Source organism: Mesorhizobium sp. M1423, from assembly GCF_040317575.1.
Classification (GTDB): domain Bacteria; phylum Pseudomonadota; class Alphaproteobacteria; order Rhizobiales; family Rhizobiaceae; genus Mesorhizobium.
In genome coordinates this window covers 213,342-234,043 of record NZ_JAMYKU010000002.1, presented here as the reverse complement: position 1 = coordinate 234,043, position 20,702 = coordinate 213,342, and the positions used below count along the sequence as shown (strand labels likewise).

Annotated in this window: 19 protein-coding genes; 13 read left to right on the top strand and 6 right to left on the bottom strand. The window is 64.3% G+C overall.

What is annotated here, in order from left to right; all coding sequences use genetic code 11:
• The first annotated feature begins 14 nt into the window (after positions 1-14).
• Genes NKG95_RS03935 through NKG95_RS03925 form a run of 3 tightly spaced genes read left to right on the top strand, consistent with a single transcriptional unit; the run spans position 15 to position 2,791 of the window.
• On the top strand, positions 15-992 hold the full coding sequence (locus tag NKG95_RS03935) for an ABC transporter permease (protein ID WP_352855203.1): 978 nt from the start codon (positions 15-17) through the stop codon (positions 990-992).
• Complete coding sequence (locus NKG95_RS03930) at positions 989-1,864, top strand: MurR/RpiR family transcriptional regulator (RefSeq protein ID WP_023721163.1); 876 nt, start codon at positions 989-991, stop codon at positions 1,862-1,864. Before NKG95_RS03935 ends, NKG95_RS03930 begins: the two co-directional genes overlap by 4 nt.
• 30 nt (positions 1,865-1,894) lie before the next feature.
• Positions 1,895-2,791 (top strand): ribokinase, encoded by an 897-nt coding sequence (locus tag NKG95_RS03925; protein WP_352844509.1) that lies wholly within the window; start codon positions 1,895-1,897, stop codon positions 2,789-2,791.
• 31 nt (positions 2,792-2,822) lie between these two features.
• Here NKG95_RS03925 and NKG95_RS03920 read toward each other — a convergent pair whose 3' ends face one another.
• Positions 2,823-3,848, bottom strand: coding sequence for a LacI family DNA-binding transcriptional regulator (locus NKG95_RS03920; RefSeq protein WP_353040001.1), 1,026 nt, complete (start codon positions 3,846-3,848; stop codon positions 2,823-2,825).
• A 196-nt stretch (positions 3,849-4,044) separates the two neighbouring features.
• Between NKG95_RS03920 and NKG95_RS03915 the strand changes: the two genes are divergently transcribed.
• From NKG95_RS03915 to NKG95_RS03895, 5 genes are all read left to right on the top strand, one after another.
• Complete coding sequence (locus NKG95_RS03915) at positions 4,045-5,079, top strand: Gfo/Idh/MocA family protein (protein ID WP_353003410.1); 1,035 nt, start codon at positions 4,045-4,047, stop codon at positions 5,077-5,079.
• Complete coding sequence (locus tag NKG95_RS03910; RefSeq protein ID WP_353040077.1) at positions 5,079-5,984, top strand: sugar phosphate isomerase/epimerase family protein; 906 nt, start codon at positions 5,079-5,081, stop codon at positions 5,982-5,984. Before NKG95_RS03915 ends, NKG95_RS03910 begins: the two co-directional genes overlap by 1 nt.
• A 104-nt stretch (positions 5,985-6,088) precedes the next feature.
• Positions 6,089-7,096: a substrate-binding domain-containing protein gene (locus NKG95_RS03905; protein ID WP_353040000.1), complete on the top strand. Its 1,008-nt coding sequence runs from the start codon at positions 6,089-6,091 to the stop codon at positions 7,094-7,096.
• Positions 7,097-7,161: 65 nt separating this feature from the next.
• Complete coding sequence (locus NKG95_RS03900; protein ID WP_352482911.1) at positions 7,162-7,953, top strand: ATP-binding cassette domain-containing protein; 792 nt, start codon at positions 7,162-7,164, stop codon at positions 7,951-7,953.
• Positions 7,950-8,993, top strand: a complete 1,044-nt coding sequence (locus tag NKG95_RS03895; protein ID WP_352482912.1) for an ABC transporter permease — start codon at positions 7,950-7,952, stop codon at positions 8,991-8,993. Before NKG95_RS03900 ends, NKG95_RS03895 begins: the two co-directional genes overlap by 4 nt.
• Positions 8,994-9,002: 9 nt before the next feature.
• Here the strand turns inward: NKG95_RS03895 and NKG95_RS03890 are convergent, their stop codons facing one another.
• Entirely contained in the window at positions 9,003-11,810 is a 2,808-nt protein-coding gene (locus NKG95_RS03890) for an ATP-dependent helicase (RefSeq protein ID WP_353039999.1), read from the bottom strand.
• A gap of 252 nt (positions 11,811-12,062) precedes the next feature.
• Here NKG95_RS03890 and NKG95_RS03885 point away from each other — a divergent pair, with 252 nt between their 5' ends.
• Both NKG95_RS03885 and NKG95_RS03880 read left to right on the top strand, forming a co-directional pair.
• Positions 12,063-14,375, top strand: a complete 2,313-nt coding sequence (locus NKG95_RS03885; RefSeq protein ID WP_352495137.1) for a glucose/quinate/shikimate family membrane-bound PQQ-dependent dehydrogenase — start codon at positions 12,063-12,065, stop codon at positions 14,373-14,375.
• Positions 14,376-14,592: 217 nt separating this feature from the next.
• Positions 14,593-15,486, top strand: a complete 894-nt coding sequence (locus tag NKG95_RS03880) for a dienelactone hydrolase family protein (RefSeq protein ID WP_353039998.1) — start codon at positions 14,593-14,595, stop codon at positions 15,484-15,486.
• On the opposite strand, the gene NKG95_RS03875 is transcribed toward NKG95_RS03880, so the two are convergent.
• Positions 15,487-16,395, bottom strand: coding sequence for an EamA family transporter (locus tag NKG95_RS03875; protein ID WP_352844504.1), 909 nt, complete (start codon positions 16,393-16,395; stop codon positions 15,487-15,489).
• 90 nt (positions 16,396-16,485) lie between these two features.
• Here NKG95_RS03875 and NKG95_RS03870 point away from each other — a divergent pair, with 90 nt between their 5' ends.
• Entirely contained in the window at positions 16,486-16,965 is a 480-nt protein-coding gene (locus NKG95_RS03870) for an Lrp/AsnC family transcriptional regulator (protein WP_353040076.1), read from the top strand.
• 7 nt (positions 16,966-16,972) lie between these two features.
• Here the strand turns inward: NKG95_RS03870 and NKG95_RS03865 are convergent, their stop codons facing one another.
• Together NKG95_RS03865 and NKG95_RS03860 are read right to left on the bottom strand one after the other, a co-directional pair.
• On the bottom strand, positions 16,973-17,422 hold the full coding sequence (locus NKG95_RS03865) for an RrF2 family transcriptional regulator (protein ID WP_006202816.1): 450 nt from the start codon (positions 17,420-17,422) through the stop codon (positions 16,973-16,975).
• Positions 17,423-17,672: 250 nt separating this feature from the next.
• Positions 17,673-18,659, bottom strand: coding sequence for a sulfate ABC transporter substrate-binding protein (locus NKG95_RS03860; RefSeq protein WP_353039997.1), 987 nt, complete (start codon positions 18,657-18,659; stop codon positions 17,673-17,675).
• Positions 18,660-18,939: 280 nt separating this feature from the next.
• Between NKG95_RS03860 and NKG95_RS03855 the strand changes: the two genes are divergently transcribed.
• Entirely contained in the window at positions 18,940-19,212 is a 273-nt protein-coding gene (locus NKG95_RS03855; RefSeq protein ID WP_023721148.1) for an AbrB/MazE/SpoVT family DNA-binding domain-containing protein, read from the top strand.
• Positions 19,212-19,610 (top strand): type II toxin-antitoxin system VapC family toxin, encoded by a 399-nt coding sequence (locus NKG95_RS03850; protein ID WP_502896288.1) that lies wholly within the window; start codon positions 19,212-19,214, stop codon positions 19,608-19,610. Before NKG95_RS03855 ends, NKG95_RS03850 begins: the two co-directional genes overlap by 1 nt.
• A 14-nt stretch (positions 19,611-19,624) precedes the next feature.
• On the opposite strand, the gene NKG95_RS03845 is transcribed toward NKG95_RS03850, so the two are convergent.
• The gene (locus NKG95_RS03845; protein ID WP_352482922.1) at positions 19,625-20,665 is read right to left on the bottom strand and encodes a sulfate/molybdate ABC transporter ATP-binding protein; all 1,041 of its coding nucleotides are present in this window, start codon (positions 20,663-20,665) and stop codon (positions 19,625-19,627) included.
• Positions 20,666-20,702: the final 37 nt, after the last annotated feature.

Genomic DNA, 20,702 nt, shown 5'->3' with positions numbered 1-20,702 from the left:
GACAGGACCAGCGGATGACCGATATAACCCAACACACAGCAGCGCGCCCAAGCGCAGATTTCCTGCACCGGTTTTCGGTGCGCGACGCTGGCACGCTGATCGGCCTGGTGGTAATCCTCGCTGTCTTCGGGGCGCTGGTCCCCGGCTTCTTTGCCGAGCGCAATTTGATCAACATCCTGCAGCAGTCGAGCATCAATGCCTGCCTGGCGTTGGGCATGACGCTGGTCATCATCTCGGGCGGCATCGACCTGTCCGTCGGGCCGACGGCAGCTCTTTCGGCAGTCATCTCGGCCTCGATGCTGGTTGCCGGCGTGCCGTTTCCGCTGGCCATCGCCGCCGGCTTCGCCATCGGCCTTGCCTGCGGCCTGCTCAACGGCGTGCTGGTCGCCTATGTCGGGCTGCAGCCCTTCATCGTCACGCTGGGAACGCTCAGCACCTACCGGGCGCTGGCGCTGATCTATACCGGCGGCAATCCGGTGCTCGGCCTGCCTGCCGGCTTCCGTGCCATCTTCAATGGCTCGCTGTTCGGATTGCCGTTGGCGGTCATTATCGTGGCCGTGGTCGCGCTGATTGCCTGGATCATCCTCAAGAAGACGCCGTTCGGCGAATATCTGCTCGCCGTCGGCGGCAATGAGGAAGCGGCCTATATAGCCGGCGTGCCGATCGCCCGCACCAAGATCGCCGCGTATATGATCTCGGGCCTGCTGGCGGCGCTTGCCGCACAGATCCTGATCGGCCGGTTGGGTGCGGCCGAACCCATTCTCGGCAATCTCTGGGAGCTCGACGCCATAGCAGCGGCGGCGATCGGCGGTGCCTCGCTGATGGGCGGCAAGGGCAGCGTCGTCGGCACAATCCTGGGTGCCGTCATCCTTGGCAGCATGCGCAATGGCCTGACGCTGATGAACGTGCAGTCCTTCTATCAGCTCCTGGCAACTGGCCTTATAATCCTCGCCGCGATGCTTATCGATCGCGTGACGAGGGGACGTGGATGACATTGACCGGGCTGGATCTGAAAGCAGTAGGGCCGCGCATCCGCATGATGATGCCGCATCTGACGCCGCTCGAGGCGAAGGTGGTGGAAACCGTCTTCGGCAGGCGCGGCTTCGACGAGACTATCCCGCTCAAGCAGATCGCAGAGGAGGCCGGCGTCTCAGAGGCGATGGTGGTCAAAATCGCGAAGAAGCTGGGTTTTTCCGGCTATCGCGATTTCCGCACGGCGGTCTATGAATACAGCCGCCTGCCGACCGCCGAGATGCATCAGGAGCTGTCGGTGGACGACAGCTCGGCCGAAATCGTGCAGAAGGTGTTCCGCACCTCCATCCAGGCGCTGGAGGAGACGCTCGCCATCCTCGACATGGACGATTTCGACCGCGCCGCCGATCTGCTTTACCGCGCCAGGAACCGCGATTTCTACGGCGTCGGCGGTTCGGCGCAGATCGCACGCGACGTCTCGCACAAATTCCTTCGGATCGGCATCCGCACCTCTGTCTACGACGATTCGCACATGATGCTGATGTCGGCCTCGTTGCTCGGCGCCGACGACATCGCCGTCGGCTTTTCGCATTCCGGCAACACCAGCGCCGTCATCGACGCTATACAGCTTGCGCGCAAAAGCGGCGCACGCACGCTGGCCATCACCAACTACGATAACTCGCCATTGGCAGCCGTCGCCGACATCGTGCTCTGCTCGACCGCGCAAGGCTCGCCGTTGATGGGTGAGAACGCCGCGGCGCGCATTGCCCAGCTCAACATCCTCGACGCGCTGTTCGTCGCGGTGGCGCAACGCGACTACCAGGCGGCGGAGCGCAATCTCGGCCGCACCATGTCCGCGGTGACGTCGAAACGGAAAGACAAGAACTCATGAAAGGCAGCGGCTCGTGAAAGTCAGGGGCACATGACGGCTTCCCCGCCGCTGGTCACCGTATTCGGCAGCCTGCATTACGACATCATGGTCGAAGCCCCCGATCGCCCACGCAAGGGCGAAACGGTGACCGGTCATGCCTGGCATCCAAAATGCGGTGGCAAGGGCGGCAACCAGGCGGTATCGGCAGCGCGGGCCGGCGTGCGTGCGGCAATGATCGGAGCTGTCGGCGATGACGATTTCGGCCGCGCGCTTCTCGACAATCTCGATCGCTGGGGCGTTGACCGGCGCTCCGTGCGGGAGGCTTCCGGCGCCGGCTCGGGCATGAGCGTAGCGATTTTCGACGACAGCGGCGACTATGGCGCGGTGATCGTCTCGGGCAGCAATCTCACTCTCGGCGAAAAGGACATTGCGGAGGCGGCCGAGCTGATCGCGCAAACGGCGGTGCTGCTGCTGCAAAACGAGGTGCCAGAAGCCGCCAATATCGCCGCGGCGCGGGCGGTGAAGGCGCATGGCGGCCGCGTCCTCCTCAACGCCGCACCCGCCCGGAAACTGTCCGCCGAGCTGATCGCGCTCACCGACATCGTCATCGTCAACGCCATCGAGGCGGAATTCCTGGCCGGTGTTCCGGTCGTCGACACACTCGAGGGTGCTGCGAAGGCGGCCGGTATGCTCGTCGGCTCCTACCCGGCTGCCATCGTCACCGCCGGCGGGGAGGGGGTCGCCTATCGCGACCGCGACGGCCAGGCGTTCGCCTTGCCTGCGATGCCGGTGAAGGTCATCAGCACCCACGGTGCCGGCGACGAATTCGTTGGCGCCTTCGCGGCGGGGCTTGCGCGTGGGCAGCCTGTCGAGGCGGCACTTGCCGCCGCCAATGCCGCAGCGGCCTTGCTGGTTGCAACGCCGGAGCGCGAGCGCGGCGGGCCTTGATCAATCTGAACCTGCTCGGTGACCGCCGCGCTCAATCGCTGTCGCGCGCGATAAGCTCCAGCGGCCAGACTTCGCGGATGATGCGGGCGCCTTCGGTGCCGGCGAAGGCCGGAATCGATGCCAGCAGCATTTCGGCCAGCCGCTCGCCCATCGGCTCCAGCGCCGGGCGGAAGCCGGTCAGCGCCGGCGAAAAATAGCGGCAGAGCGGCGTGTCGACGATGACGATCACCGCGATGTCGTGGCCGGGCTTGATTCCCGCCTCGGCCAGAGCCTTGCAGCCGCCAAGCGCCATCGCGTCGTTGTTGAAGATGATGGCGGTCGGCGGGTCCTTGGAGCGCATGACCTTGGGCGTCACAGCGTAGCCGCCAGCCTCGTTGATGAAACCGTCGGCGATCAGCTCGGGGTCGAACTCAATGCCGTGCCGCCGCAACGCCTTGCGATAGCCGGCGAGGAACAGATAGCCGAAATTGAGGTCGAGCGACGGGCGGATGGCGGCGATGCGCCGGTGGCCGCGCGCGACGAGACGATCGACGGCGTCAGCTCCGGCTTTTTCGAAGTCGAGGTCGAGCGAGGGGTAGGCATCGCCGCCGGAACGGCTGCGGCCGAGCGTCGCGAACGGGAAACCGGCCTGGGTCAAATAGTCGATGCGCTCGTCTTCGCGCCGCGTCCAGGCCAGCACCACGGCATCGGCCCGGCGGGTCTCGACGACACGGCGCAGGCGCTCCTGCTGATAGTCGCCCGGCGCGCCCATCACCACGATCAGGTCGAGCCCGCTTTCGGCGAGCTTGGCCTGCAGCCCGGTCAGGAATGGAATGAAGAACGGCTCGCCATACTCCTGGTCGCCCGGATGCGGCTGCAGCATGAAGGCGATCGAATGGGTGGCGCCGCGCCGCAGGCTGCGGCCGGACTGGTTCGGTGAATAGTTCAGTTTCTTGGCCGCATCGAGCACGCGCTGGCGTGTGTCGGCATTGACGTCGGCGCGACCGTTGAGCGCGCGCGACACCGTGCCGATCGAAATGTTCAGGTGACGCGCAAGGTCGTGAATGCTGGACGCCAAAGGACAGTTCTCCCCCTTGCTTGGCTAGCACCGGCTGCTCTCCGGGCCAAGCCGACACCACGATTTTTCGCAACCGGCCAATTGACATTCTACGCCATCGGGTGTGTTCTCGTAAACGTTTACGGAAAAACATTCACGGCCCTGCCGTGAATGCCGTGAGGATCGGTCTGGAGGGGCCGAGAGGGAGGAACACTGGATGATCAATGTCGTCCTGGTCGGCTGCGGCGCGATGAGCAAGGCTTGGCTCGATGCAGTCAGGCAGATCGACGGGCTCGCCATTGTCGGCCTGGTCGATATCGATGTCGAAAGGGCGCGGGCGAGGGCGCGCGAATACGAGCTTTCGAGCGCCATCATTGGAACCGACCTCGACGCCGTGCTCGACCAGACCAGGCCCGACGCGGTATTCGACGTGGTGGTTCCCGCCGCCCGCCGCGAGGTCGCGCTTTCCGCCTTTGCCCATAATTGCCACCTGCTGACCGAAAAGCCACTCGCCGACAGCCCGGACAATGCGCGTGCCATCGTCGAGGCCGCCCGCAGCGCCGGGCGTATCCATGCCGTCGTCCAGAACCGCCGCTATGTCGCCAATGTCAGGCGCATCCGGCGCTTTCTCGATTCCGGCGTCATTGGTGCTGCGACCAGCATCCACGCCGATTTCTTCGTTGCGCCGCATTTCGGCGGTTTTCGCGAAGAGATGCGCCATGTGCTGCTGCTCGACATGGCGATCCACACATTCGACGCGGCCCGCTACATGGTGGCCGGCGAACCGACCGGAGTCCATTGCCAGGAGTGGGAGCCGGCCAATTCCTGGTATCGGCAAGGGTCGTCGGCAACCGCAAGCTTCGACCTCGGCGGCGGCAAGCTGTTCACCTATGCCGGCAGCTGGTGCGCGGCCGGCTTCCGTACCAGTTGGGACAGTACATGGCGTATTGTCGCCGAGCGCGGCAGCATTGTCTGGGACGGCGAGGATGGGCTGAAGGCGGAAGTCGTGCGGCCGGTCCGTGAAGGCCTGTTCGACCGCACCGAACCGATCGCCGTGCCGCCGCTCGACCCGGCCGATCGCGTCGGCGGCCATCTCGGCATTATCCAGGATTTCGTCCGCGCCGTCGAAACCGGCACCGAGCCGGAGACGCGCGGTGCCGACAACATCAAGAGCCTGGCCATGGTTTTCGCTGCGATCGAGAGCGCCGAGACCGGGCATCGGGTCGCTATCACTGCACAGGAAGGATCATGATGCCAAACCCGCTGCTCGACATCAGGATCGGCACCATGGTGCGCGCCAATCTCGACGACCCGGCCGCCTATGTCAGGCAGATCCTGCCGCTCGGCTTCGAGAGCATCCAGCCGTTCTTCTGGCAGACGCTGGGCGGCAAGGACATTCCACGGCTGGCGGGCGAGATCCGCGAGGCGATCGGCGATGCCGATGTCGTCATCTCGTCGATCGGGGTGTTCGGCAATCCGCTGGAGAGCGGTGAAGTTGATCGCGGCGTGCTCCAGGCGTGGGAAACGATCATCGACAACGCGCATCTATTCGGCACCAACATGGTCAGCGGCTTCACCGGCCGCATTCGCGGCAAGCCGCTGCCAGACAGCCTGCCGCGTTTCCGCGAGGTATGGGGGAAGTTGGCAAAACGGGCTGCCGACAAGGGCGTGCGCATCGCCTTCGAGAACTGCGCCATGGACGGCAACTGGGCCAGCGGCGACTGGAACATCGCCCACAATCCAGACGCCTGGGAGCTGATGTTCAACGAACTGCCGGACGACAATCTCGGCCTGGAGTGGGAGCCCTGCCACCAGCTGGTCTACCTGATCGACCCCATCCCGCAGATCCGCAAATGGGCGCCGCGCATCTTCCACGTCCACGGCAAGGACGCGACGGTGCGCTGGGACGTGATCCGCGAACATGGCGTGTTCGGCCGCCTGCCGTTCGTGCAGATGCGCACACCGGGGTTCGGCGACAGCGACTGGACGCGAGTGATCAGCGAGCTGCGGCTGGCCGGCTACAAGGGCGCCATCGACATCGAGGGCTGGCACGACCCCGTCTATCGTGGCGATCTCGAGATCACCGGCCAGGTGCGGGCACTGGATTATCTCAAACAATGCCGGGGAGGCGCGAGCTATCTGCCGAACCCGGTGTGAGAAGTCGGCCGGCGGGAGGTGCCGGCCAGCGAAAGATTGCGGCGCGTTGCCGAAGCGATCGTCAAAACCCCTCGGCTAGCGAGGGAACAAAGGGAGGAACGTGCATGAGCATTACGATGAGAAGGACAGTTCTGCGCTCGACCGTCGCGGCGGCCGCGATGGCGTTCGCCGCCGCACTCTCGACCTTGCCGGCGCAGGCGCTCGATGCCCAGTGGTGCAAGGATGTCCATATCCGTTTCTTCGCCGGCGGGGCGGAGGGCGATGCGTTCGGCACCATCGTCTATAATGGCGCCAAGCAGGCGGCCGCCGATCTCGGGCCCAAGGTCGACTATATCTTCTCTGGGTGGGACGTGGAGAAGATGGTCCAGCAATTGCGCGAGGCTGTTGCGGTCAAGCCCCAAGGCATCGCCATGATGGGCCACCCGGGCAGCGCCGCCATCATGCCGCTGGCCGAACAGGCGCACAAGGACGGCATCAAGATGATGTACCAGAACGTGCCGGTGCCGACGGTCACGGCGGCGTTCGGCGGCGGCTATGTCGGCGCCCAGCAGGAGCAGCAGGGCCGGGCGCTCGGCGCCGAGGCGTTCAAGCTGGCCGGGCTGAAGGCCGGCGACAAGGCGATCATGATCGGCCCGTTCGAGAACGAGAGCCGCGGCGCGCGCGAACGCGGCACGGTCGCCGCACTGAAAGAGGCCGGCATCGACGTCGTTCAAATCAATTCTCAAACCGAGTGGGCAGCCGATCCCAATCTGGCCATTCCGGTGATCACGGCAGCACTGCTCAACAATCCCGACGTCAAGGCGGTCGGCTATCCCGGCGGGCAGCTGCTAGGCAATGTGCCGACTTACATGCAGGCGGCGGGCAGGAAGCCGGGCGACATCTTCAACTTCGGCTTCGACACCAGCCCGCAGATCGTCGAGGGCTTCAAGGGCGGCTGGGTGCAGCTGACGGCCGACCAGCAGCCGTTCATGCAAGGCTACCTACCAATCCTCAGCCTCTGCCAGCAGGTGGTGCTGGGTCTGGCGCCGATGAATGTCGACACCGGTGCCGGCTTCGTCACGCCGCAGAATTATGAGATCGTTTCCGAACTCGCCAAGCAGGCGTTGCGCTGATCGCCCGATCTGCCGGCCGGGTTGAATCCCGGCCGGCGACGACCGACAAACAAGCGAGGACCGCCATGGCCGAACGCCTCATCGAACTGCGTGAAATCAGCAAGTCCTACGGCCAGGTCTATGCGCTTGGCGGCGTCAATCTCAGCGTCGACCGCGGCGAGGTCGTCGGCCTGATCGGCGACAACGGCGCCGGCAAATCGACGCTGATCAAGATCCTTTCCGGCGTGGTCAAGCCGACCAGCGGCGAAATCCTCATTCGCGGCAAACCGGTGACCGGGTGGAGTGCTGCGCGCTCGCGCGACGCCGGCATCGAAACGGTGTTCCAGGACCGGGCGCTCGCCGTGCAGCAGACGATCGTGCGCAACATCTTCATGGGCCGCGAGCTCACCGGCTGGCTTGGATGGCTGAAGGTCAACAAGGAGATCGCGGAGGCGAGCCGGCTGATGCGCGAGATCGGCTTCACCTCGAAGGTGTTCACGCCGCAGTCGATCGTCGGCCAGCTGTCGGGCGGCGAACGCCAGGGCGTGGCGATCGCCCGCGCCATCTACAAGCAGGCCGACCTGATCATCCTCGACGAGCCGACGACGGCGCTGTCGCTGACCGAAACCGCGAAGGTTTTTCATTTCGTGCGCCAGGTGCGGGCGAGCGGCCGGTCGATCCTGTTCATCGGCCACAACATCCATCACGTCTTCGATATCGCCGACCGCTTCGTGGTGCTCGACCGCGGCAAGGTCGCGCTCAGCGCCGACCGCAGCGAGGTCAAGTCGGCCGAAGACCTCATCAATTTCATGGAAGACGTGGCACATCCCGGCGGATTGCCGGGACTTCGCGACGCCGGGGAGCAGATAGCGCGATGAGCAAGACCATGGATCCCGATCTGCAGACCCCTCTAGGCAGCAGCGATGCCGCCCGAAAGGCATGGAAACACCCGTCCGATAACTGGCTGCGCGGCTTTGTCCTCGACAACCGCGCCGCACTCGGCACGCTTGCCGTGTTCATCGTGATGATGGCGGTGTTCATGATCGCCAATCCGACGGTCTTCACCAGCTGGTATCTCTATAGTTCCGTGCTGACCACGCTGCCTGTGGCGCTGTTCGTGGTGGTGCCGCTCGTCTTCGTCGTCACCTGTGGCGAGATCGACCTGTCGTTTCCGGCGACGATGGGCTTCGCCTCGTGGGTCTTCGCGCTGGTCGTGCAGGCCGGCTACGACCCGTTCGTCGGCATCGCCGCCGCAATCGTCACCGGCATGCTGCTCGGCTTCCTGGTCGGCTCGCTGGTCGTCTATGGCGGGCTGTCGTCGCTGATCGCCACGCTCGGCATGAATTTCCTGCTGCGCGGCCTGATCCAGATCATCAACGAGGGCAGGTCGACCGCGCTGACCGGCCTTGCCGACAGCTGGGCCTACAAGATCTTCTCCAGCCAGCTTTACGGCATCCCGGTGCAGATATTCTGGGCCATCGCCTTCGTCGTGCTGTCGGCGCTGCTCTACAACCGCCATCGCTTCGGTGCCCAGGTCAAGGTGGTCGGCGACAATCCCGACAGCGCCCAGCAGATGGGCATCGATGTCAAGCGCGTCAGGGTGAAAGTGTTCGTCTTCGTCGGTATCGGCGCGGCGATCGCCGGCACGTTCTCGGTAATGATCAACTTCACCTGGTGGCCGACGGCGGGCGACGGATACCTGCTGCCGGTGCTGGCATCGGTGTTCGTCGGAGGCACGCCGACCTGGGGCGGCATCGGCACCGTCGTCGGCGGCGCGATCGGCGCGGTTACGGTGTCCTTCATCCAGACCGGCGTCGTCGCGGCGGGACTGAGCGGCTTCTACGTCCAGTTCTTCAACGGGCTGATCATCATCCTGTCGCTGCTCGGCCATAAGTGGAACCAAGCGCGGTATCGGTGACCGGCGGCCTCAAACCCCCGTGACAAACCCGTCCAGCACGCGTTTCTGGCCGGCCTTGTCGAAGTCGATGGTCAGCTTGTTGCCTTCGATGGCCGAGATGTTGCCGTTGCCGAATTTCTGGTGGAAGACGCGGTCGCCAACGCTGAAGGGGGAGGGCGTGTCGGCGACGGATTTGGCGACCAGCTCGCCGTCGATGGTGCGGCCCTTGATCGAGGTGCGGCCGGCACCGTAGCCCGAGTCGGTTTCGCCATAGCCGATGCGCTCGACCTGGTGGCCGGAGCGCGTGCCCCAATTGCGGTCGGTCGCTTCGGTGCGGTTGGCCTGAGCACGTTGCCAGCCCGGTGTCGCATAGGTGCTGGAGAAGGCGCCGGATTTCTCGGCGCCGTTGTTGCCACCGATGTTATCGAAGCGCGACGCCCCATAAGGATTCTGTCGTCCAGCCCCCTGGCCGCCACGACCGGGAGCGAACGAGCCGCCACCATAGGCATTGCCGTAGCCGCCATAGGAGTTGCCGCTCTCGGCGACCTCGACATGGGCTTCCGGCAGCTCGTCGAGGAAGCGCGACGGGATGGTCGATTGCCAGAGGCCGTGGATGCGGCGGTTGGAGACAAACCAGAGATGCAGGTTCTTCTTGGCGCGGGTCAGGCCGACATAGGCAAGGCGGCGCTCCTCCTCGAGCCCGGACCGGCCACCCTCGTCGAGGGAACGCTGGTGCGGGAACAGGCCTTCCTCCCAGCCGGGCAGGAACACGGTTTCGAATTCGAGGCCCTTGGCCGAATGCAGCGTCATGATGTTGACGGCGTCGAGCTCAGCGTTCTGCTCGGCGTCCATCACCAGCGCGACATGTTCGAGGAAGGAGCGCAGCGATTCATACTCCTCCATGGAGCGTATCAGCTCCTTTAGGTTCTCCAGCCGGCCGGGCGCTTCGACCGAGCGGTCGTTCTTCCACATGTCGGTGTAGCCGCTCTCCTCCAAAATGGTCTCGGCGAGTTCGGTGTGCGGGGTGGTTTCGAGAGCCTTTTGCCAGCGCTCGAAATTGGCTGATACCTCGCGAAGTGCGGCACGCGGCTTCGGCTTCAGCTCGTCGCTTTCGGCCAGTTTTGCCGCCGCCTCCAGCATCGGGATGCGCAGCGCGCGTGCGGTGTCGTGGACCTGGCGGATGGTGGCCTCGCCCAACCCGCGTTTCGGCACGTTGACGATGCGCTCGAAGGCGAGGTCGTCGGCGCCTTGTGCGACGACGCGGAAGAAGGCCAATGCGTCGCGAATCTCGAGCCGCTCATAGAAGCGCGGGCCGCCGATGACGCGGTAATTGAGCCCGAGCGTGACGAAGCGGTCCTCGAATTCGCGCATCTGGAAAGACGCGCGGACGAGAATCGCCATATCGTTCAAATTGTGCTTCTGGCGCTGGTAGGCCTCGATGGTCTCGCCGACGGCGCGGGCCTCCTCCTCGGAATCCCAGGCGGCGTGGACATGCACCTTCTCGTCGTCCTCGGCGATCTTCTCGGTAAACAGCGTCTTGCCGAAGCGGCCCTCATTGTGGGCGATGAGATGCGAGGCGGTGCCGAGGATGTGCGCGGTCGAGCGGTAGTTGCGCTCCAGCCGGATGATGGTGGCGCCGGGGAAATCCTTGTCGAAGCGCAGGATGTTGTCGACTTCGGCGCCGCGCCAGCCATAGATCGACTGGTCGTCGTCGCCGACGCAGCAGATGTTAACTTTGCTTTCGCTCACGGCCGCGCGCGAGCTTCGCTCGCTGGCCTCCGCGGGGGCGGCCTGGCCGGCCGACGCCCGGTCGGGCTTGCGGCCTTCGGCCGAAGAGCGCCCAATCTCCCCCCTCGTGGGGGAGATGTCGGCGGAGCCGACAGAGGGGGGCGCTGTCCCGCCAGCGCTTCCGCCAGGACCATTGGAAGCGTCGCGATCCTTCGCGCCCCCCTCTGTCCTGCCGGACATCTCCCCCGCGAGGGGGGAGATTGGCTTGCCTTGAGGCCGCTGGGCCAGCAGGCGCAGCCACATGTACTGTGCGGTGTTGGTGTCCTGGTACTCGTCGACGAGGATGTAGCGGAAGCGCTTGTGGTATTCCTTCAGCACGTCCGGATTGGCGCGGAAGATGCGGATCGGGTGACATAGGAGATCGCCGAAGTCACAGGCATTCAGCGTCTGCAGCCGCTCCTGATAGGCCTTGTAGAGTTCGCGGCCCTTGCCGTTGGCGAAGGCACGGGCATCGCCCTCGGGGATGTCGGCGGGACCGAGGCCCTTGTTCTTCCAGCCGTCGATCATCTGGGCGAACTGCTTGGCCGGCCAGCGCTTGTCGTCCAGCCCTTCCGCCTGGATGAGCTGTTTGATCAGCCGCACGACATCGTCGGTGTCGAGAATGGTGAAGTCGGATTTGAGCCCGGCCAGCTCGGCATGTCGGCGCAGCAGCTTCACGCCAATCGAGTGGAAGGTGCCGAGCCACGGCATGCCCTCGACATTGCCTTCGCCGATCAACAGGCCGATGCGCTGCTTCATCTCGCGCGCCGCCTTGTTGGTGAAGGTGACGGCGAGGATCTGCGAAGGGAAGGCCTTGCCGGTGGCAAGGATGTGGGCGATGCGGGTGGTCAAGACGCGCGTCTTGCCGGTGCCGGCGCCGGCCAGCACCAGCACCGGGCCTTCGGTGGTTTCCACCGCCAGCCGCTGCTCGGGGTTGAGGCCGTTGAGATAATCGGGCGCGTTGTTTTGATTGCTGCGGGCAGCCATGGCGCGCGCGGCGATGCCCGACGGGGCCACGGGCCGCGCGTTCGGTTCGTCAAAAAAGGGCATGTCTTCCGAAAAGCCGGACATCTCTCCCCGAATGTAGTGATTCGGCAGCGAAAGGCCAGAAGTGTCTCCGTTTTGTTCTCTGTCCAGTCGGTAGACTCACAATCTGAATGGGTCCGCTAACCAAAACGCCGAGCTTGCCGTGGGTCGACGCCGTAAAACGCCGAGCTTGCTTGACAGGGGAAGCGGGCCGGAGAAAGTTGCGTGGGGGCAGGCACGCAATGCGGGGTTGCCCATGGACGCGTCGCGGAGCGCACCAGTCGAAGGAGCACCGTCTTGGCTGTGGTCATCACCTCCCTGATCCTTTTCCTCATCGGTCTGGCGCTTGGCGGCGGCGGCATCTGGCTCGTGACGCTGGGCGGCAGCTGGTATTACGTCATCGCCGGCATAGCTTTCCTGATCGCTGCCTGGCTGCTCTACAGGCGCAGATCCACGGCGCTGTGGCTCTACGCGGCGATCGTGCTCGGCACGCTCGCCTGGGCTGTCTGGGAAACCGGCTTCGACTGGTGGGAGCTCGGCCCGCGCGGCGGCATCATCGTGCTTGTCGCGCTGTGGCTATTGACGCCATGGGCGCGGCGCGGGCTTACCGGTCCCGACGGACGAGCGCCGCTGATCCTCGCGGTGCTGGCATCGCTCGGCGTCGCCGGTTATTCGATGACGACGGACCCAAAGGATATTGCCGGCCAACTCAACACCGACAAGGTGACGCCGACGGCCGAACTCGGCGGCAATGTGCCGGCCGGCGAATGGCACTATTACGGTCGCACGCAATATGGCCAGCGCTATTCGCCGCTCGACCAGATCACCCCCGAAAACGTTGCCAATCTGCAGCCGGCCTGGACCTATCGCACCGGCGACGTGAAAGGGCCCGACGACATCGGCGAGACGACCTATCAGGTGACGCCGCTGAAAATCGCCGACACGCTCTACATCTGCACGCCACATAATTTCGCCATCGCCATCGATGCCGCGAGCGGCAAGGAGAAATGGCGCTTCGATCCGCAGGTCAAGCTCAACAAGGACCGCCAGCACCAGACCTGCCGCGGCGTGGCTTACTATGCCGATGCCAAGATCGCCGCCGGCCAGCCCTGCGCCACGCGCATCTATCTGCCGACATCGGACGCCCGGCTGATCGCGCTCGACGCGGCGAATGGCCAGGTCTGTCCGACATTTGCCGAGGGCGGCACGCTGAACCTGCTCGCCAACATGCCATATCCGAAGCCGGGCTATTACTATTCGACTTCCGCGCCGCTGATCGTCGCCAACAAGATCATCGTCGGCGGCGCGGTCAACGACAATTATTCGACGCAGGAGCCGTCCGGGGTCATCCGTGCCTACGATGCCGACACCGGCGCGCTGTTATGGAATTGGGATTCCGGCAATCCGGACCAGACGACGCCGCTGCCGCCGGGCCAGACCTACACCAACAACTCGCCCAATATGTGGTCGACGGCGAGCGCCGACGAGAAGCTCGGCCTGCTGTATGTGCCGCTCGGCAACAAGACGCCGGACCAGCTCGGCGCCGGACGCAGCGCCAATGACGAGAAATTCTCTTCCTCGATCACCGCGCTCGATCTCAACACCGGACAATTGCGCTGGGTGCGGCAGACCGTGCATCACGATCTCTGGGACATGGACGTGCCGGCGCAGCCGACGCTGGTCGACATAACCACGGCCAGTGGTGTGGTGCCGGCGCTGGTCGGGCCGACCAAGCAGGGCGACCTCTATGTGCTCGACCGGCGCAGCGGCGAGCCGATCGTTCCGGTCAAGGAAGTGCCGGCGCCGGGCGGCGCGATCGAAGGCGACCATACCTCGCCGACGCAGCCGGTCTCGGACCTCAGCTTCAGTCCGAAGCCACTGACCGGCGCGGATATGTGGGGCATCACCATGTTCGACCAGCTGGCCTGCCGGATCGAGCTTCGGAAGCTGCGGTATGAGGGCCGCTATACGCCGCCGTCGCTGCAAGGCTCGCTGATCTATCCCGGCAATTTCGGCACCTTCAACTGGGGCGGCGTGGCAGTCGATCCGGTCCGGCAGGTGATGTTCGGCATGCCGACATACCTGGCGTTCATCTCCAAATTGGTGCCGCGCGCCGACGTGCCGCCGCCGGGCGATACCAAGGGCAGCGAACAAGGCCTGAACCGCAATGACGGTGCGCCTTACGCAGTGATATTGAAGCCATTCCTGTCGCCGCTCGGCATTCCCTGCCAGGCGCCTCCGTGGGGCTATGTGGCCGGCGCCGACCTTCGGACCGGCAAGATCGTCTACAAGCATCGCAACGGCACCGTCTACGACATGACGCCGCTGCCGCTGCCGTTCAAGGTCGGCGTGCCAGGCATTGGCGGGCCGATGATCACTGCCGGCGGCGTCGCCTTTCTCGGTGCGGCGGTCGACGACTATGTGCGCGCTTATGACCTGACGACCGGCAAACAGCTCTGGCAGGCGCGGCTGCCTGCCGGCGGGCAGTCGACACCGATGACCTACACGGTAGCCGACGGACGCCAGTTCGTCGTCATCGTTGCCGGCGGCCACGGCTCGGTCGGCACCAAGCCGGGCGATTATGTGATGGCCTATACGCTGCCGAAATAGAGAAGTTCCTCAGAGCCCGAGATGCCCTTTCAGGTCGGGTACCGATGCAAGTACCTCGTTGGTCAGCTGCGGGCCGGCGGCTGTCTCGGCCTGCTGGACCAACGCGGCATCAAGGCCATCGTGCAGAGACTTATGGCAGCCCTCACTCAGCCGTGACTGGACCAGCCAGGCTTCGACCCTATGTTGCTGCCGGGGGCCGAAGACCTAGGAGCGCGCCATGACAACACCTGCCGGCCCCGCCAAGCCTGTCATTACCCAGGCGATGATCGATGCCTATGATGAATACACGCATCTGACGCTCGACCGGCGGCGCTTCATGGAGCAGTTGACCAGGCTTGCCGGGTCGGGTGCGGCAGCGGCCGCGATCGCGCCGCTGCTGGCGGCGAATTCGGCCCAGGCGGCAATCGTCGCGGAAAACGATCCGCGCGTGAAAGGCGAGGACATCAGCTATCCAGGCAGCGGCGGCGAGATGAAGGGTTATCTGGTCAAGCCGGCGGGTCAGACCGGCAGGCTGGGCACGGTCATCGTCGTGCACGAAAACCGGGGGCTCAACCCGCATATTCGCGACGTGGCGCGGCGCGTGGCGCTGGAGGGGTTCGTGGCGCTTGCCCCGGACTTCATGACACCGCTCGGCGGCACGCCGGCCGATGAAAACAGGGCACGTGACCTGTTTTCCCAGCTCGATCCAGCACAGGTCGCCACCAATGCCGTCGCAACGGTCGCCTACCTCAAAGGCCACAAGGACGGCAACGGCAAGGTCGGCGCCGTCGGCTTCTGCTGGGGCGGCGGCACGGTGAACATGCTGGCCGTCAACGCGCCGGATCTTGCAGCCGCCGTTGCCTATTACGGCATGCAGCCGAAGGCCGAGGACGTGCCGAAGATCAAGGCGCCGCTCATGCTGCATTATGCCGGGCTCGACACCCGCACCAATGCCGGCATCGAGGCCTTCAAGAAGGAACTCGACGCGGCCCATATCGAATATTCGGTCTATGTCTATGAAGGCGCCAACCATGCCTTCAACAACGACACATCGGCGGCCCGTTACGACAAGAAGGCGGCTGACCTCGCCTGGGGGCGGACGATCGCTTTCCTCAAGGAGAAGTTGGCCTGATCAGGCGGGCGCCAGCGCCGGTTTGTGAAGGGCGACGCCGGCCACCACCAGCGCGATGCCGAGGCAGTCGGTGAGGCTCGGCACCTGCCGCAGCACGATGACGCCGATCAACGTCGCGGTAACCGGAAGCAATGACAGCATCAGCGCGAAACTGGAGCGCGGCAGCCGCGACATGGCAAGCTGGTCGCAAATATAGGGAATGACCGACGAGCAGATGCCGACACCGACCGCCGCAAGCAGCAGCGGCGGCGTCGAGAACGCCGGCAGCGCATCGGCAAGACCGATCGGCAGAACGACGAGAAGGGCGACCGCCATGGCGGCACCCAGCCCGGCGATGCCATCGCCGGCGTCGGCGCGCGCGACGCGGTGGCCGAGCACGATATAGAAGACGAACAGCGCGCCATTGAGGAAGGCCCAGAACAGGCCGACAGGATCGCTCGACCATTTGACGTCGATGAGCAGCAAGGTGCCGGCGACGGCGATTGCAAGGGCGGCGAGATTGCGCGGGCTTCTGAGGCCGACAAGCGCGACGCCGATGGTGCCGACGAATTCGATCGCCGCTACCAGCGAGATCGGCAGCCGGTCGAGCGCCAGGTAAAACGAGCAATTCATCACCCCAAGGCAGACGCCGAAACCCACAAGCAACAACCGCGTCGAGCGATCGGCGCGGGCGAAGACCGCCCATGGTCGGGTCAGCGGGGCAAAGACCAGTGCCGCGGTGGCGATGCGCAGCCACGCCATGCCGAGCACGCCGACATGCGAGAAAAGCAGGACTGCGAAAGCGGGGCCGAGATAGTGGAACACGGCGCTGACGCCGAACCACAGATGGGGCGGCACCGAGCTTGCCAAGGTAAAAGCCGGGCCGGCGAGTGCCGGACTTGCTGCTGGGGCTTGCGTCCGATCTTCCATGGGGTCAGTATCGCAGGCGATTTTTGCCGTTGATATGGATGATGGCCGGGCATTGCGGCTATTCCCTTTTCGAAAGCAAGGAGTATTCCGCTGAAACGCCTTCGAAATGAAAATACCGATCTGGATCCGGCGGATCTAAAAATCCTGCGCCTGCTGGAGGAGGATGCGCGCACCAGTATTGCCGAACTGGCGCGCTCAGTCGGCCTGTCGGCGCCGAGCGTCGCCGAGCGCATCAAGCGGCTGCAGGAAAGCGGCGTGATCGAGGCCTATACGGTGCGGATTAATCCGGCCGCGCTCGGCATGAAGCTGTCGGCATGGCTGCGCATCAGGCCGGTGCCGGGGCAACTCGCCGTCGTGGCCGAAATCATCCGCGACCTGCCGGAAATCGCCCAACGAGACCGGGTCACCGGCGAAGACTGTTTCATCGCGCTGGCGCATGTCGGCTCGGTCGCCGAGCTCGAGCGGGTGATCGACCGGATCATTCCCCATGCGATGACCAACACGGCGATCATCCAGTCGACGCCGGTAGTGGCACGCTCGCCGCTAGGGGCGGTGAAGCGCCCGGCCTGAAGCTAGATTAAATCTGCGACGTCAGCTCGACCGGGAAATCGTCATTGTCGGCGTCGCGCATGGCGGCGAGGCTGCGGTTGTCCAGCACCTCTGCGATCGCCTGACGCACCTCCAGCATCATGTGCCGGACCTGGCAGGTCGCCTCGTCGCAATCCTCGCAGCGCTGGTATTGTGTGCGGCTGGCGCAAGGGATCGGCGCCAGCGGCCCGTCGAGGACACGCACGACATGGCCGATCTTGATTTCGGAAGCGGGACGGGCGAGGCGGTAACCGCCTTCCTTGCCCTTGCGGCTCTGGACGAAGCCGGCATTGCGCAACTCGCCCAGGATGGCATCCAGGAATTTCTTGGGGATGTTGTTGGCGACCGCAATGTCGTTGACGAATGCGAGCTGGCCGACCGGCAGGCCGGACAGATGCACGAGAGCCTTGAGGCCGTATTTGCCTTTTTTGGTAAGCATGCCCGAGTCAACCCATTAAGCCCCAACCACCCGCATCTGGCGGCTGTTTGTGTGCAAATAATGACGGTTTGGCCGTGCGATGCCGTTCGCGCAGACAGGCCGCCCGAAGACATATTGCGCGCAAACGCGTTGATTCTTCGTAACGTTTTGGAGGGCGGGCGTCCGGAACGGGCGGAGGCCACGTTTTCGGCGAGCAAATGAAGAAAGCCGGCAAACGCCCGCTTTCAATCAGTTCACGAGGTTGCAGACGTCAGCGGCTGCCGTAAGTCTGGTCGAGCAGGCCGCCAGCGGCGAAATGCTCGGCCTGGACCTTGGCCCAGCCGCCGAAGACATCCTCCACCGTCAATAGGCGGACATCGGGAAACTCAGCCTTGTATTTGGCGGCGACCGTCGCGTCGCGGGTCCGCAGGCCGTTGCGGGCGGCGATGTCCTGGCCCTCCAGCGTATAAAGGAAGTCGAGATAGGTCTTGGCGAGGTCGCGCGTGCCATGCTCGTCGGCGATCGTGTCGACGATCGCCACCGGAAACTCGGCCAAAAGGCTGACCGAGGGCGTCACCTGCTCGAATTTGTCCTCGCCATACTCCTTGCGGACGCCGCGCGTTTCCGACTCAAAGGTGATCAGCACGTCGCCGATCTCGCGCTGCACGAAAGTGGTGGTCGCGGCGCGTCCGCCGCTGTCGAAGATCGGTACGCTGTTGAACAGCTTGGTGACGAATTCCTTCACCTTGGCGTCGTCGCCCTTGAAGGCTTCCTTGGCGTAGGCGGTGGCCGCAAGGTAGGTGTACCGGGCATTGCCGGAGGTTTTCGGATTGGGGAAGATCACCTGGACGTCGTCGCGCACGAGATCGTTCCAATCCTTGATGTGCTTCGGATTGCCGGCGCGCACCAGGAAGGAGGGCAGCGAATAGAAGGGCGAGGCGTTGTCGGGAAAATCTTTCTGCCAATCCGCGGAGATGAGACCCTTCCTGACCAGGAAGTCGATGTCGAGGACCTGGTTGAAGGTGACCACATCGGCGCCGAGGCCCTCGGCGATGGCACGTGCCTGCGCAGACGTCCCGGCATGCGACTGATCGATGGTGACGCCTGGGTGGCCGGCGACGAACGCCTTGTTGACCTGCGCAAACAGCTCGCGGCCGACATCGTAAGAAGCGTTCAGCAATTTGTCGGCCGACCAGGCTTGGGAGGATGCGAGGAACAGGCCGGCCAATGTGGCGACGCCAAGCAAAAATCGCTTCATGAAAACAAGGCTCCAATGCGTGCGCTTATTGCCGGACCATAGCGGCAAGGCATTGTGCGCGACGAGGCACGCAGAGCGGCCGCTCCACGTTGTCGATAGAAGAAATATTCCCGCTGTGGAGGATTTCTAGTTTTTTCTTTCAGGCAGAGTCTTCCGGGCAGCTTGGCAGCGGTGCCGATGCCGTCGGCGTGCACGATGGTTCCCGGCCGGCCAACGCGATGGCGATTGCATCGCCGCGCGGTCTGGCATATACAAATGGTATATACAAGGAGCTATCGTCATGCCTCAACGCCGCCATTCAACAACCCCGCCGAAAGAGGCGAAGCTGTTTCGTAACAATCGCAGTCAGGCGGTGCGCATTCCTGTCGAGTTCGAACTTCCCGGCGAAAAGGTCTTGATCAGTCGTGAAGGCGACCGCCTGATCATCGAGCCGGTTCGCAAACCCGGCCTCACGGCGCTGCTCGCGCAATGGGCGAAAGAGCCGCCCCCCGGTTCCGAGGAGGACTTTCCCGAAGTCGAGGATATGCCTGTCAAATCAGAGGAATTTTTTTGATGCGGTTCATGCTGGACACGAACATTATCAGCGACATGATCCGAAATCCGGCCGGGAAAGCCGCCGCCGCCGTCCTGCGCGTGGGAGACGCCGCCGTGTGTACCAGCATCGTGGTCGCCTCGGAACTGCGATATGGCTGCGCCAGGAAAGAGTCGGCCAAGTTGCTCAAGAAGGTCGAGGAATTGCTGGCTGAGATTCCTGTCTTGCCGCTCGATGTGCCGGTAGATGCCGAGTACGGCGCGATTCGCGCAGAGCTGGAAGGAAGGGGCCAGACCATCGGCCAAAACGACCTTTTTATTGCTGCCCACGCCTATGCACTGGGAACTACCCTGGTGATCGCCAACACCGGCGAGTTCAACCGGATCAAAGGCCTGAAGGTCGAGAACTGGCTGGTGTAGCGCCTAAAAGATGATCAAGCAGCCGGAAAAAGCTTCCAGCGCCGCGGCCTGAAAGCCACCCGGCTTTTCTGCGCCGCCGGATGGTCGACTGGCAACTCGATCTCGACCCGCTGGCGTTCGCCGCCGATTTCGAGCTCGACCCGCCTGGTGCCGGCGACGCGGCGGCTGGCGACAACCGTGCCGGCGATGCAGCCGTTGCATTCTTCCACCAGATCGACGTCGTGCGGGCGGAAGAACAGCGTCGCTTCACCTTGCGGTGCGTGCGGCGCGGAAAGCCCGATCGGCCGGTCGGCGATCCAGACCTGGCCGTCCTCGACCTTGACCGGGATCGAGCTCGATTCGCCGATGAAGCCATAGACGAAGGGCGAGTTCGGCGTGTCGTAGATCTCGTCGGCGGTGCCAACCTGCTCGATGCGGCCCTGGCTCATCACCACGACGCGGTCGGCAAGCTCCAGCGCCTCTTCCTGGTCATGGGTGACGAAGACCGTGGTGTGGCCGGTGGCGTCGTGGATGTCGCGCAGCCAGCGGCGCAGTTCGCGGCGCACCTGGGCATCGAGCGCGCCGAACGGCTCGTCGAGCAAAAGCACGGCCGGTTCGATCGCCATGGCGCGGGCCAGCGCCACGCGCTGGCGCTGGCCGCCCGAAAGCTGCGCCGGATAGCGTTTTTCCAGACCGGAAAGCTGAACGAGGTTGAGGAGTTCCGAGGCGCGGCGGCGGATTTCCTTCGCCGACGGGCGTGACGGCCCGTGCCGGACCTTGAGTCCGAAGCCGATATTGTCGGCGACCGTCATATGGCGAAACAGCGCGTAATGCTGAAAGACGAAGCCGACATTGCGCTCCTGGATCGACTTTTGCGAGGCATCCTCTTCGCCGAAGAAGATCTTTCCGCGGGTCGGCCGCTCCAACCCGGCAATCAGCCTGAGCAGCGTCGTCTTGCCGGAACCGGATGGCCCCAGCAACGCGATCAACTCACCCGACTTGATGTCGAGCGAAACGTCGTGAAGGGCCGGAAACCGCTCAAACTCCTTGCGCACGTTGGCAACGCGAACTTCCATACAAATCCCTTTTGTAGTTGATGCATGTCGTTATCCC

What these genes read in the sequence shown, in the direction of transcription:
- NKG95_RS03935 (WP_352855203.1), top strand. Translation starts at nt 15, where the DNA reads ATGACCGATATAACCCAACACACAGCAGCGCGCCCAAGCGCAGATTTC.
- NKG95_RS03930 (WP_023721163.1), top strand. Translation starts at nt 989, where the DNA reads ATGACATTGACCGGGCTGGATCTGAAAGCAGTAGGGCCGCGCATCCGC.
- NKG95_RS03925 (WP_352844509.1), top strand. Translation starts at nt 1,895, where the DNA reads ATGACGGCTTCCCCGCCGCTGGTCACCGTATTCGGCAGCCTGCATTAC.
- NKG95_RS03915 (WP_353003410.1), top strand. Translation starts at nt 4,045, where the DNA reads ATGATCAATGTCGTCCTGGTCGGCTGCGGCGCGATGAGCAAGGCTTGG.
- NKG95_RS03910 (WP_353040077.1), top strand. Translation starts at nt 5,079, where the DNA reads ATGCCAAACCCGCTGCTCGACATCAGGATCGGCACCATGGTGCGCGCC.
- NKG95_RS03905 (WP_353040000.1), top strand. Translation starts at nt 6,089, where the DNA reads ATGAGCATTACGATGAGAAGGACAGTTCTGCGCTCGACCGTCGCGGCG.
- NKG95_RS03900 (WP_352482911.1), top strand. Translation starts at nt 7,162, where the DNA reads ATGGCCGAACGCCTCATCGAACTGCGTGAAATCAGCAAGTCCTACGGC.
- NKG95_RS03895 (WP_352482912.1), top strand. Translation starts at nt 7,950, where the DNA reads ATGAGCAAGACCATGGATCCCGATCTGCAGACCCCTCTAGGCAGCAGC.
- NKG95_RS03890 (WP_353039999.1), bottom strand. Translation starts at nt 11,810, where the DNA reads ATGTCCGGCTTTTCGGAAGACATGCCCTTTTTTGACGAACCGAACGCG.
- NKG95_RS03880 (WP_353039998.1), top strand. Translation starts at nt 14,593, where the DNA reads ATGACAACACCTGCCGGCCCCGCCAAGCCTGTCATTACCCAGGCGATG.
- NKG95_RS03875 (WP_352844504.1), bottom strand. Translation starts at nt 16,395, where the DNA reads ATGGAAGATCGGACGCAAGCCCCAGCAGCAAGTCCGGCACTCGCCGGC.
- NKG95_RS03865 (WP_006202816.1), bottom strand. Translation starts at nt 17,422, where the DNA reads ATGCTTACCAAAAAAGGCAAATACGGCCTCAAGGCTCTCGTGCATCTG.
- NKG95_RS03860 (WP_353039997.1), bottom strand. Translation starts at nt 18,659, where the DNA reads ATGAAGCGATTTTTGCTTGGCGTCGCCACATTGGCCGGCCTGTTCCTC.
- NKG95_RS03855 (WP_023721148.1), top strand. Translation starts at nt 18,940, where the DNA reads ATGCCTCAACGCCGCCATTCAACAACCCCGCCGAAAGAGGCGAAGCTG.
- NKG95_RS03850 (WP_502896288.1), top strand. Translation starts at nt 19,212, where the DNA reads ATGCGGTTCATGCTGGACACGAACATTATCAGCGACATGATCCGAAAT.
- NKG95_RS03845 (WP_352482922.1), bottom strand. Translation starts at nt 20,665, where the DNA reads ATGGAAGTTCGCGTTGCCAACGTGCGCAAGGAGTTTGAGCGGTTTCCG.